This is a genomic window from Parvibaculum sp. (genome assembly GCF_040882025.1).
Classification (GTDB): Bacteria; Pseudomonadota; Alphaproteobacteria; order Parvibaculales; family Parvibaculaceae; genus Parvibaculum.
Genome location: NZ_JBBECC010000088.1, coordinates 1 through 11,961, shown reverse-complemented (window position 1 = coordinate 11,961; position 11,961 = coordinate 1). Strand labels below are relative to the sequence as shown.

The window sequence follows — 11,961 nt, the reverse complement described above, 5'->3', positions numbered from 1 at the left end:
TCGAAATCGCCAACGACAAGCCCTTCGTGCTGATCGCCGGGCCCTGCCAGCTCGAGACGAGGCAGCATGCCTTCGACATGGCGGGCGCCGTGAAGGAGATCACGGACCGGCTCGGCATCGGCTTCATCTACAAGACCTCCTTCGACAAGGCCAACCGGACCAGCCGCAACGCGACGCGCGGGCTCGGCCTCGAACTGGCGCTGCCGATCTTCGAGGATCTGAAAAAGGAATTCGGCGTACCTGTCCTGACCGACGTGCATGAGCGCGAGCAATGCGCGGAAGTGGCGGGTTCCGTCGACGTGCTGCAGATCCCGGCGTTCCTCTGCCGCCAGACGGACCTGCTGGAAGCCGCCGCGCAGACCGGTAAGGTCGTCAACGTCAAGAAGGGCCAGTTTCTCGCGCCCTGGGACATGAAGAACGTCGTCAACAAGGTCGTCGACGCCGGCAACCCCAACGTGCTGGCGACCGAGCGCGGCGTCAGCTTCGGCTACAACACGCTGGTGAACGATATGCGCGCGCTGCCGATCATGAAGGAGCAGTGCGGTTGCCCCATCGTGATCGACGCGACGCATTCGGTGCAGCAGCCGGGCGGGCAGGGGACGGCATCGGGCGGCGATCGCCGCATGGTGCCCTATATCGCCACCGCCGCCGTGTCGCTCGGCGTCGCCGCTGTCTTCATGGAGACGCACCAGGACCCGGACAATGCGCCGTCCGACGGGCCGAACATGGTGAAGCTCGGCGAGCTTGAGGCGCTGCTCGCGCGCCTCAAGAAGTTCGACGAGTTGGCGAAGGCGGCCTAGGCCGACTGCTTTTCGCCCCTGATTTCGTCCCGGATGCTTTCAAGCAATTCCGCGCTGCCGAGCGTGGAGATGGCCGTGCCCGTGTAGCCGAGCGCATATTCCGGCGGCACGCTTTCCGGGCCTTCGCCGGGGGCGAGCGGCGGCGTGTAATAGCCGAGCGCATAGCCGCCCATCGAATAGCCGATCAGCGCCTGCAGGTCGCGCGGAAGCGTGCGCGCGATTTCGGGCGGGCAGGAGAGATACTGGTTCTCCTCCTGACGCAGCCAGCCCAGCGTGTAGGTGATGTTGAAGCCGAGGCGGTCGCCGTTCGACACGTTCGCGCCACCGCCGTGAAAGACGCCGCCGGAATAGATCAGCACCGAGCCGGCCGGCATTTCGGCATAACCGATCTGATCCTCAGTCGGCTGATAATCGTCGGCCCAGTCGAGGCTGCCGGGGCAGACCTGCGTCGCGCCGTTTTCCTTCGTGAAATCGCTGATCGCCCAGATGGTGTTGAACTGGGGTTCGACGTTCTTCAGATGCGTGCCCCAGGCCCAGCGGTCGCGATGAATCTGTTGCTTCGTTTGGCCGGGGCGGATGCGGATGACCTGCGTCAGATGAAGCTGGATGCGTTCGCAGAAGGGTTTCAGGAAGGCTTCAGCGGCCTTGACGATCGTCGGATGGGAAACGAGCTCGCGGCATTTCGGAGACCGCGCGACCAGCGCGCCGGTGCGGGTCGTCTTGTGGCCGACGAAATCATCAGCGCCGTTCGGCGTTGCATCGATATAGGGCATGGTCTCGGCGAGGATCTGGTCGAGGTCATCGCGGCTCAACACACCCGTCAGGATCAGCGCACCGTCGCGCTTCAGCACGTCGAGGATTTCATCGGTCGAGGCGCCCGCGGGCAGCGTCTGAAGTTTCGGCATCGGTTCCTCCCTCAGGGTTTTCTGCGTCGCGGCAGCAGCGGCCGCAGCATGGCTTCGAGTTGTTTTTTCTGGCGCTCGGGCGGCCAGTCGTCGCGCTCGAGCGTCGCGCGGATGCAGAAGCCGTCGATGACGGAGATGATCGCGTCCGCCGTCATGTCCGGCTCGATCGAGGCGGCGAGTTTTCTCTCGGCCTGTTGCTTGCGAATAATCGCGGCGAGACCGTCGCGGAATTCATCGTAATAGGCCTTGTTGATGCGGGCGAGGGCGGGGTCGCCGATGGCGCGGCTGAAAAAGCTGAGCCAGACGCGCCAGTCGCGCAGCCGCTCCTCGTCTACGGGCAGGATGAGGGCCGCCAGGTCGACCAGATCGTCCCCCTGGTCGCCATGCTGCAGCATATGGAGGATGTTCTGAGCGACATGGTCGAGGGCGGCGAGCAGCACCGCGTCCTTGTCCTCGAAATAATGGGTGATCGTGCCCGTGGTGGCATGGGCCGCGCGGGCGACATCGACGAGGCGGGTATTGTCGATACCCTGTTCGCCGATCACGGAGATGGCGGCTCTGGCGATGTCGCGGCGGCGGGCGTCATGGTCAATCTTTTTTGGCATAATGGTGATTATATAAAAATCGGAGAGACCTGCAAGTCCCGATTGGCCGGTTCGAGACCTGGGGACATGACCGGCCATGCTGTGCAGGCACCCCTGGACGTCGGGTGGGGCCGACAGCGCGGTTGCAGCCGCCGGCCCCTTTTGTTCCGGCTAGTTGACCGGATAGCGCATGTTGGCGAGATGCCCTTGATGCAGGAACTGGATGTTCCGGAAGCCGCCACCCTCCACGGTGTAGGTGATCTCCGACGCGGTTGCGCTGTGGATGATCAGCGTCACGCCGTCGACATCGGCCCTCACGTCTTTCACATTGGCGGCAAACCGGTGCTTGTCCGCATAGGTGAGGCTGCGTTTGGGCAAATCGGCTCCCTTGGTCCGCGCGCCTGCGGAGGTGAGAAGAAGCTGTCCTTCCTCGATGCCATCGAAATAGACGTTCATCTTGATGAGAAATTCCGGCTCGCCGATCTTCACCATCTCGTAGGGAACGGATGACGCGAGGTCTGCGACCCCCGTGGATGGATCGTAGACGTCGAGCGGTTGGTTGAGCCGCGAGAACGCATCGAAAGTTCCGTCGCCCGTCCGGTCGACCAGGCAACCGCCCAGATTGCCCGCCAAACCGCTGTATGTGACCGGCACGGTGGTGCAGTAAATTGCTTCGCCCTTCTTTCCCCGCGTGAAGGCGGAGAAGGTAGCGCCTTTGGAAGCCGTGAAACGGAAAGCCCAATTTTCGTCGTTGACGTCCGCAAGAAGGCGAGCGCCATGCTTGGGCCCATATGTCGCGGTGTAGATGATCTTGTCGAGCGCGACGGTCTGCTTCGCACCAACCGCCGGCGAGCTTTCGACCAGATCGGGCTTCGGATGCGCGTAATTCTGGAACTGCGGCGCCAGGATTGCTTCCTTCTGCTCCATGCTGGTGCAGGCGGCAAGCGCGGCGAACAAGGCAAGGGCGGCCGTCGAGCGGCCCCATGTCGTGAAGCTCATTTGGATCTCCCCCCATTTTTCCCGGCGCAAGGAGGCGCCGGGTCAATGAACTGAGCCTATCATTTCAAGCGGAGAGTTCGAACGGCTTAAACTTCTTCAATCCGCGCACAGGCCGGCATCAATCCAGATCGACATCCGGCAGCCGCACGAATTGCTGACCGCAATGCATGTCGCGTTCGACCACGCCGTCCTGCGCCGTTGCAATGTCACGGCGTCGGGCGTTATGGTCGATCTTTTTGGCATAATGGTAGTTATATAAAAATCACGTGAACTTGCAAGAGGAAGGAAACGGTCTTCACGATCCGTCATTCCGGCAGTATCACGCGATGGCCCGGGCGGAAGGTTGAATGCGGCGCGGCAATGTGACCGTGGCGACCGTCCCGGTGCCCGGTTCGCTTTCCAAACCGAGCCGTCCCTGCATCATGCGCAAAAGCTCATTGACGAGCGCAAGGCCGAGGCCTGTGCCCTCAAACGACCGGTCAAGCCCGACATCCGCCTGCCAGAAAGGCTGGAGAGCGTTGTCGAGTTCCTGGGCGCTCATGCCGATGCCGGTGTCGCGGACGCGAATGACGGCCCCTCCGTTCGGCGCGGCATCGATATCGAGCGACACCGAGCCGCCGGAGGGCGTGAACTTCACCGCGTTGCTCAGCAGATTGATAAGCACCTGTTTCAACCGTCGCTCATCCGTTTCGATATCGGGAAAAGGTGGCATTCCTTCGAATTCCAGCCGCACGCCGCCGCGCGCGGCGCGCCCGCTGACGATCGAAAGGCAATTGCTGCAAACGCGTGCGAAGTCAATCTTCTGCGTCGTCAGGGTCATGCCCTCAAGCTCGATGCGCGACAGATCGAGAATATCGTTCACCAGCGACAGGAGATGCGCGCCAGCGTCGTGAATGTCGTTCGCGTATTCCACGTAGCGCCGGTGACCGAGCGGCCCGAAAAGCTCTTGCGACATCGCCTCGGAAAATCCGAGAACGGCATTGAGCGGGGTACGAAGTTCATGACTCATATTGGCAAGAAACTCGGTCTTGGCCTTGTTCTCGCGCTCCACTCTCACAACGAGTTTCGCTTTGGCAAGCGCCTTGGCGAGCTTCCGTTCATGCACCGACGCCTCCGCCCGCATGGCTATCAGACGCCGGATGCCTCGCATCCGTATCTCATGCGCGAGTATGGCGATGACCGCCGCAATAAGCATCATGGATGCGAAATGAATGTTCCCGTTCTGAAAGCCGCCGATGGAAAGGGCGGTGGTGAACCAGACGACAACGATCAACGCGACCGCAATGGCGAGATGAAGCCGTGACAGGAAAAACAAACCCGTCGCGACGAGAAGGAGACCGAAATTCGTCGACTGGAGCTCATCACCCATCACGCTCATGTGAATGGCGGAATTGAGCAGGCACAGACCGACAAGGACAAAACCGGCGAGCGGTGCAAAACGGGACGCTACCCATTCCCGTGCGATCGAGACGCCGACGACAACCGACGTTGCGGCGCTGACCAGCGCGAGCACGGACATTGGAAAGCGCAGGGCGGGTGGCAACACCAGCAAATGCAGGGCCGCGAAAACCGCAAACAACGCAGCAAGGCAAATAGAAATTGGAAAAATGGAGGTGCGAAAAATCGCGCCCAGCTCACGCTGGATGTGCTGCTCCTCCGGATCAGCCGTCCGGATTTCATGCGACACGTCGGAGCACTCCGTTGACGCGGCCGGAAAAATGCCGATCGCGTACGCGCCCCCAAACAGAGGCTAGAGCCCGAAAACTTAATGTCGTGTTAACTGTCTAACCACGCCCGCGGTAGGGCTCGACGCCCTGGTCCGGCACCCAGATGCCGGCCGGAAGCTTGCCTTTCTGCCAGAAGACGTCGATGGGGATACCACCGCGCGGATACCAGTAACCCCCGATGCGCAGCCATTTCGGCTTCAGCGTATCGACAAGCCGCTTGCCGATGGCGACCGTGCAGTCCTCGTGAAACGCGCCATGGTTACGGAATGACTGCATATAGAGCTTCAGCGATTTCGACTCGACGAGCCATTTGCCGGGCACATAGTCGATGACGAGATGCGCGAAATCGGGCTGACCGGTGACGGGGCAGATCGAGGTGAATTCGGGCACGGCGAAGCGCGCCACATAGTCGGTGTCGGCATGCGGATTGGCGACCCGCTCAAGTACCGCCTTGTCGGGGGAGGCGGGCAGGGGCGCGGCCTTGCCGAGTTGTTTCAGTCCTGTCGGCCTTTTCGCCATCATTCCTCCTCCGGCCCGTCATAGACGCAGCCCTCGCGGCAGGAACTGCGATGCACCTCGACACGCGCGATTTCGGGCAGCGGCCTTGCGAGTTTGTTCCATATCCAGGCCGCGATCCGTTCCAGTGTCGGAAACTCGAGGCCCGCGATCTCGTTCAGCAGATGATGGTCGAGTTTCTCGCGAACCGCCAGCACCTCGCGCTCGACATCCTCGAAATGGCGCACAATGCCGGTTTCCGGCGCGGGTCGGCCTTTCAACCACACGACGACGCGAAACGAGTGTCCGTGCATGCGGCGGTTCGGATGACCTTCTTCCGCATAGGGAAGAAAGTGCGCGGCATCGAAATGGAACTCTTTGTAGATACGGGTCATGGAATGCCGATCATTTTGTGCGTCTGCAGGCTTAGACGCCATTTCGGATGTGCAAGGCAATAGGCCGTTGCCGCCCGCGTGTTCTCTTCGGTTTGCGTGCCGTCCATCGGCTGAAGAAAGAAATGCCGGAAGTCGAGACCCTCGAAACGATCGGGTGTCGCCGTCTCCTGCGGATAGATGAGCTTCAACTCGTGCCCGCATACCTGTTTCAGTTCGGCGTCGGCCTTGGGGCTGACACAAATCCAGTCGAGCCCGGCGGGAGCTTCGATCGTGCCGTTGGTCTCGACGGCAATCTCGAAGCCGCGCGCGTGAAGCGCATCGACAAGCGCTTCGTCGAGTTGCAGCAGCGGCTCGCCGCCCGTGCAGACGACAAAGCGTTCATGCGCCGCGCCGCTTGCCCAGGTTTTCTCAATGGCGACCGCAAGCTCGTTGGCGGTCTTGAACTTGCCACCGCCTTCGCCATCCGTGCCGACGAAATCCGTATCACAAAACGTGCAGACCGCGGCTGCGCGATCTTCCTCGCGGCCCGACCAGAGATTGCAGCCTGCGAAACGGCAGAACACGGCCGCGCGCCCGGCATTCGCACCTTCGCCTTGCAACGTGTAGAAAATTTCCTTCACCGAATACATCGTCTCGTTCTCTAGGTCTTGCTGGCCATATAAGTGGTATATCCGCGCGCGCGCAGTTCGCAAGCCGGACAGGCAGCGCAGCCATAGCCCCAGTCGTGGCGCTTCGACCGGTCGCCGCGATAGCAGCTATGACTTTCCTCGACAATCAGGTCGACCAGCGCCTTGCCGCCGAGTTTCTCGGCGAGCTGCCATGTGGCGGCTTTATCGATCCGCATCAAGGGCGTTTCAAGCCTGAATTCCCGGTCCATGCCGAGACAAATAGCCCGTTCGAGCGTCGCGATCGTGTCGGCACGGCAATCGGGATAGCCCGAATAGTCGGTCTCGCACATACCGCCGACCAGCACCGGCGCTCCCCGGCGGTAACCCAGCGCCGCCGCATAAGTGAAAAACAGCAGGTTCCGCCCCGGTACGAAAGTGGTGGGCAAGCCGTTCACGCCCATTTCGATTTCAACTTCGCGGGTCAGCGCAGTTTCGCTGATGGTCCCAAGTTCCGGGAGTGAAATCGTGTGATCGGGGCCGAGCCGCGCCGCCCAGTCAGGCGACAGGGCGGCGAGGCCGGCCCTGAGCGTTTTCCGGCAGGAAAGCTCGACCGCATGGCTCTGGCCGTAATCGAAGCCGACCGTCTCGACACTCTCATGGCGCGCCAGCGCCCAGGCGAGGCAGACCGTTGAGTCCTGTCCGCCTGAGAAAAGTACAAGCGCCTTGGTTTTTTTTACTGTCGTCATCGCCGATCGCTCCGTTCCGGTGGTGTTGAACAGGAGCGATCCCCTTGCGTCAAGCCGCCGAAAGACATCCAAAGGAAAGCCCCGGAAAGCAAAGCTCTCCGGGGCTGGTATTTGCGGTTAACGGCGATAGCTCGTTCAGAACGAGTACGAGAGGTTCGCCATCACGAAATCGCGGTCGGTCGTCTTCGGTTCGAAACCGCCGCCAAAGCTGTTGACGTAGCTGATGCTGCCGCGCCAGGTGCTCTGGTAGTCGATATTGACACCCAGCGAGACCTGCTTCAGCCCCTTGACGTAGCCCGCCGTAATGGGGCCGGGTGAATAACCGCTCGTGTCGTGGCGCCAGCCGATATTCGGGCTGAGCGTGATCGGCAGGTTCCAGGGATTGGTGTAGTCGACCGACAGCAATGCCCGGTAGCCGGTCGAGAAGCTGGTGGCATATCTCGGATCGGTGGAACCATTTGCGAGCAGCGCCGCCGCAAACGGGTTGCGGATGCCTGCAACGCGACCGCTGGTGCTCAGCGGATAGTCGCCTGCGTCCGGTACGTAGACGAAGCCGCCGTTGAAGACGAAGACGCCGCTCTGCGCGCCGAGCAGATCGGGGATTGGATCGCTGGTCGAGAACGAGGTGATCGTGTTGAACTGACCCTGCCATGTTTCAAGCTCGAAATGCGTCAGGGTCGCCTCGCCGGGGCCGGCGGGTGCGATCGACGCCCAACGCGGCGACAGGCCGCCGGACAGAGTGCCGGAAGCACCCAGGCCGTCGAACTGCGAGGCATTAAGTTCCGCGTCCGAAATCGCAAGCGGCATGTCCGGCGTGAAGGACAATTCGCCCGCGAGCGCGGTACCGGCGACATTGGTGTTGAAGCTGGCGCCAAGCGTGTCGATGCGGCTAGGGAAGTTGTAGAAATAGGTGCCGTCGTTGGCGCCGGTCACAAAGGCAGCGTTGGCCTGCGCGGGTGTGGTACAGGGGCCGGCGAAGAGGTCGTTACAGACCTGAGCGAAGCTGCGCGGGCCGTTCTGGAAGCCGAGGAACGGCAGGCGGCTCGAGTAGCGCACAAAGTATAGACCGAAGTCGGTGCCGGTGCCGAGATCGGGCGCAAAATAGCGAACCGCGGCGCCGAACTGATCGGTGTCGTTCTGGCCGCGATCGGCGCTCCTCTGCAAGGTGATGGCGGCAATTCCCTGACTATCATCGATCGGAACCGAGTAAGCCGGCAACGATCCCGGACCGGCGATGTCGTCGGTGGAAAAGAACGATCCGGCCGGATCGATCTTTGTCTCTTCGTAAGCGAACTGCCAGAACGCCTCGACGGTGAGGTTGGGAGTCACGCCGGCCGAGGCAAAGAGAATCGGCATCGGCGTCAGGGCTTCGCGCAGCTCCGATCCCGGAAGGCGCAGTGCCGTTACGTCGATCGCTTGAAAGGCGTTGATGCCGCCGGGAATGAACAGGCTCTCGCCCCAGTTCAACGCCTGCTTGCCGAAGCGTATCGATGTCGGGATATTGCCGATGTCGTAATTCGCATAGACGAAGGCATCGAGAATTTCGAAATCGTAAGCGAGTTCATCGCGGGCGCTCGACGTCAGATCGCGAAAGCGCATGTTGTTGTTGGCATAGACGAGGTCGTAATAGGCGCGGGGACGAATGAACGCGCCGTAATTCTCCCACGTCGTCTGGATGTCCATCGTCGCGCGAGCAATTGCGTTGGTAAAATCCCAGCGATCGAAGTTGAGGTTGCCATTGTCGGAGTTGACGCCGGTCGCTTTGGCTCCCGACGCGCAACCGCCATTCGCCAGCGATATCCGCTCGCAATCGCGGCCGCTGGTGCGCATCGTCGCGCCGGCGGAAATCGTGGTGTCGATCGAGAAGTTCACTTCACCGAATTTGTAGGACGCCGCCGAAGCGTCCGACGCAGCGAAGGCCCCGAATGCGAAGAGAGCGGCCGCCACGCTGGCCCATGTCCCGGTTATGCTGCTTTTGCGTAGCGCCGGTTCAATCGTGACAGGCCGCGTTCCTGTCGATACTGTCATTTTGCTAGTTCCTCCCGCTTGGATGGATTCGGCCGCTTGGCTCGATTCTTCACGGCGGATTTGAAAGGTGACGGCCGGCTCCGCCGGAACCGGCCATCAGGTGGTGAGGGATGCTGACCTTTTGCGAAGATCGAGGAGGAGCTTCACGATAGGTCAATCTTTTATGAGAAGGTTTTTTATAGGTATAAAAAACCTAATAAAAAATTGCATATCTCGAAAGAACGCCATCTGCAAGCGTTCTAATCTGCTGTCGGGGAGGGCGCGGATTGAATACCAAGGAACTGTTGCTCAGTGTCCTCATGGGGGGACCTGCCACGGGCTATGACATCAAGAAGGTCATGGAAAATGAGGTCTCGACGCTGCTCGATGTCAGCCTCTCGAATCTCTACCCGGCTTTGACCGAGCTGGCGGCGGAGGGGCTCGTCACTTTCCGCAAGGTCGAGCAAGACAATCGGCCCAACAAGAAGATCTACGAGCTAACGGATGCGGGGCGGGAGGCATGTCTTCGCGCGCTGATGACGGGCGATGCCCGCCACCGATTGCGTTCCGAATTCATCTTCATATTGAGTTTTGTGCCCTTTCTGCCGCGCTGGCGGGTGAAGGAGTTGCTCGACCAGCGGCTCGCCGACACCAACGCAGTGCTGCTCGATCTCGACCGGCGCGACGCCGAGGACGACGGCACGCTGCGCGAGGGCCAGCGATTCTGTATCGGCTTCGGCCGGGCGATGATGGAAGCGCAACGCGACTATATCGTCGCGCATGGTGCGGAATTGCTGAAAAGCTGTCCGGACGAGGCGCCGCTGAGGGCTATTTCCGCCGACTGACCCGGATCCGGGATTAGGCCCTTTCGCTGCCGCCCCCTCTCCGCTATGAAACCGCCATCTGCAAGCTGAGAGAGACGGAGCGGACATGGCTGCCATCATCGACATTATCGGCCGGGAAATTCTGGACAGCCGGGGCAACCCGACCGTCGAGGTGGATGTGCTGCTTGAGGACGGTGCGCTCGGCCGCGCTGCGGTGCCGTCCGGCGCGTCTACTGGCGCGCATGAGGCCGTCGAATTGCGCGACGGCGGCCCGCGTTACAAGGGCAAAGGCGTGCTGAAGGCGGTAGAGGCGGTCAATGGCGAGATTTTTGATGCCATCGGCGGCATGGAGGCCGGCGAACAGATTCTGATCGACAGCACGATGTGCAAGCTTGATGGCACGCCCAACAAGGCACGTCTCGGCGCCAATGCAATCCTTGGTGTTTCGCTTGCCGTCGCCAAGGCCGAAGCAGCCTCGCTCGATCAGCCGCTTTTCCGTTATCTCGGGGGCCCCGCGGCGCGTATTCTGCCGGTGCCGATGATGAATATCGTCAACGGCGGTCAGCACGCCGACAATCCGATCGACATCCAGGAATTCATGATTATGCCGGTCGCCGCCGGTTCACTTGCCGATGCAGTGCGCATGGGCGCGGAAGTTTTCCACACATTGAAGGCTGAACTGAAAGCGGCGGGCCACAACACCAATGTCGGCGACGAAGGTGGCTTCGCGCCCAATCTCGCCTCGACCGAGGATGCACTCGGCTTCGTGATGAAGGCGATCGAGAAGGCGGGCTACAAGCCCGGCACGGACATATATCTGGCGATCGACGCGGCATCGACCGAGTTCTTTAAGGACGGCGTCTACCACCTCGAAGGCGAGGGCAAGAAGCTCGATGCCGGCGGCATGGTCGACTACTGGGCAAAGCTCGTCGCCAATTACCCGATTATCTCCATCGAAGACGGCATGGCCGAGGACGACTGGGATGGCTGGAAGGCCCTGACCGACCGCATTGGCGCAAAGGTGCAGCTTGTCGGCGACGATCTCTTCGTCACCAACACGACGCGCCTCGCCGACGGTATCGCCAGCGGCACGGCGAACTCGATCCTCGTGAAGGTCAACCAGATCGGCTCGCTGACCGAAACGTTGGGAGCCGTCGAAATGGCGCATAAGGCGCGCTATACGGCCGTGATGTCGCATCGTTCCGGCGAAACCGAAGATTCCACGATCGCCGATCTCGCGGTTGCAACCAACTGCGGGCAGATCAAGACCGGCTCGCTGGCGCGCTCCGATCGTCTGGCGAAGTACAATCAGCTCATCCGTATCGAGGAACTGCTCGGGCCGTCGGCCGAGTATGCCGGGCGGAGCGTGTTGAAGGGCTGAGTGTCGGTTTTCGCCCAGCTGTGTAAATGCCGCTTGACCATTGGAATCGCTATGTGATTCCCTGCTGGGTATGGATACCGAACTACTGATTCGAACGCGTGAGCCGCTGCGCCTCCGACAGGCGCTGATCCCGCTCGTCTGCCTCGTGGTCCTTAGCTACTTTGCTTATCACGCTGTCTATGGCCGCCACGGCTTTATTGCGTGGCTCGGCATCCAGAATCGCGTCGACACGCTTGAGCATCAACTCGTTGAACTGCACGGCCAGCGCGAGCAGCTTGATCGGCAGGTGGCATTGCTCCGGCCCGAAAGCCTCGATCCGGATTTGCTGGATGAGCGCGCGCGTGCGGCGCTGGGCTATGCTGGCGCCAACGAGGTGGTGATTTTCCTCGAGCGGCAGTGACTGACGCTCAGAGCGTCATGCATGGCCCCAACGTTACTTAACTGAAATTCAGTTAATCAGACGTTTTTTGATTGAAACCAAACCTTTATC

General features: G+C 61.1%; 13 protein-coding genes. 4 read left to right on the top strand and 9 right to left on the bottom strand.

The genetic code is table 11. The features are described 5' to 3' along the window. The first annotated feature begins 5 nt into the window (after positions 1–5). Positions 6–800: a 3-deoxy-8-phosphooctulonate synthase gene (kdsA, locus tag WEB61_RS06210; RefSeq protein WP_368063481.1), complete on the top strand. Its 795-nt coding sequence runs from the start codon at positions 6–8 to the stop codon at positions 798–800. Here kdsA and WEB61_RS06205 read toward each other — a convergent pair. The 9 genes from WEB61_RS06205 to WEB61_RS06165 form a co-directional block, all read right to left on the bottom strand. After that, entirely contained in the window at positions 797–1,705 is a 909-nt protein-coding gene (locus WEB61_RS06205; protein WP_368063463.1) for a phytanoyl-CoA dioxygenase family protein, read from the bottom strand. The genes kdsA and WEB61_RS06205 overlap by 4 nt on opposite strands. Before the next feature lie 11 nt (positions 1,706–1,716). Further along, on the bottom strand, positions 1,717–2,310 hold the full coding sequence (locus tag WEB61_RS06200) for a TetR/AcrR family transcriptional regulator (RefSeq protein WP_368063462.1): 594 nt from the start codon (positions 2,308–2,310) through the stop codon (positions 1,717–1,719). 150 nt (positions 2,311–2,460) lie between these two features. Further along, positions 2,461–3,288, bottom strand: coding sequence for a hypothetical protein (locus tag WEB61_RS06195; RefSeq protein WP_368063461.1), 828 nt, complete (start codon positions 3,286–3,288; stop codon positions 2,461–2,463). Between the two features lie 319 nt (positions 3,289–3,607). Further along, entirely contained in the window at positions 3,608–4,975 is a 1,368-nt protein-coding gene (locus WEB61_RS06190) for a sensor histidine kinase (RefSeq protein ID WP_368063460.1), read from the bottom strand. Positions 4,976–5,072: 97 nt separating this feature from the next. After that, complete coding sequence (gene queF / locus WEB61_RS06185) at positions 5,073–5,534, bottom strand: preQ(1) synthase (protein ID WP_368063480.1); 462 nt, start codon at positions 5,532–5,534, stop codon at positions 5,073–5,075. Continuing rightward, positions 5,534–5,905: a 6-pyruvoyl tetrahydropterin synthase family protein gene (locus WEB61_RS06180; protein WP_368063459.1), complete on the bottom strand. Its 372-nt coding sequence runs from the start codon at positions 5,903–5,905 to the stop codon at positions 5,534–5,536. Before WEB61_RS06180 ends, queF begins: the two co-directional genes overlap by 1 nt. Then, positions 5,902–6,534, bottom strand: a complete 633-nt coding sequence (queE, locus tag WEB61_RS06175; protein WP_368063458.1) for a 7-carboxy-7-deazaguanine synthase — start codon at positions 6,532–6,534, stop codon at positions 5,902–5,904. Before queE ends, WEB61_RS06180 begins: the two co-directional genes overlap by 4 nt. An 11-nt stretch (positions 6,535–6,545) precedes the next feature. Further along, positions 6,546–7,259, bottom strand: coding sequence for a 7-cyano-7-deazaguanine synthase QueC (queC, locus tag WEB61_RS06170; protein ID WP_368063457.1), 714 nt, complete (start codon positions 7,257–7,259; stop codon positions 6,546–6,548). Between the two features lie 135 nt (positions 7,260–7,394). Further along, positions 7,395–9,287, bottom strand: a complete 1,893-nt coding sequence (locus tag WEB61_RS06165) for a DUF1302 domain-containing protein (protein ID WP_368063456.1) — start codon at positions 9,285–9,287, stop codon at positions 7,395–7,397. Positions 9,288–9,553: 266 nt separating this feature from the next. On the opposite strand from WEB61_RS06165, the gene WEB61_RS06160 reads away from it, so the two are divergent. The 3 genes from WEB61_RS06160 (at position 9,554) to WEB61_RS06150 (ending at position 11,871) form a co-directional block, all read left to right on the top strand. Beyond that, a complete protein-coding gene (locus tag WEB61_RS06160) occupies positions 9,554–10,111 on the top strand; it encodes a PadR family transcriptional regulator (protein ID WP_368063455.1) in 558 nt (185 codons plus the stop codon). 85 nt (positions 10,112–10,196) lie between these two features. Further along, positions 10,197–11,471: a phosphopyruvate hydratase gene (gene eno, locus WEB61_RS06155; RefSeq protein WP_368063454.1), complete on the top strand. Its 1,275-nt coding sequence runs from the start codon at positions 10,197–10,199 to the stop codon at positions 11,469–11,471. 70 nt (positions 11,472–11,541) lie between these two features. Then, positions 11,542–11,871, top strand: a complete 330-nt coding sequence (locus WEB61_RS06150) for a septum formation initiator family protein (protein WP_368063453.1) — start codon at positions 11,542–11,544, stop codon at positions 11,869–11,871. The last annotated feature ends 90 nt before the right edge of the window (positions 11,872–11,961 follow it).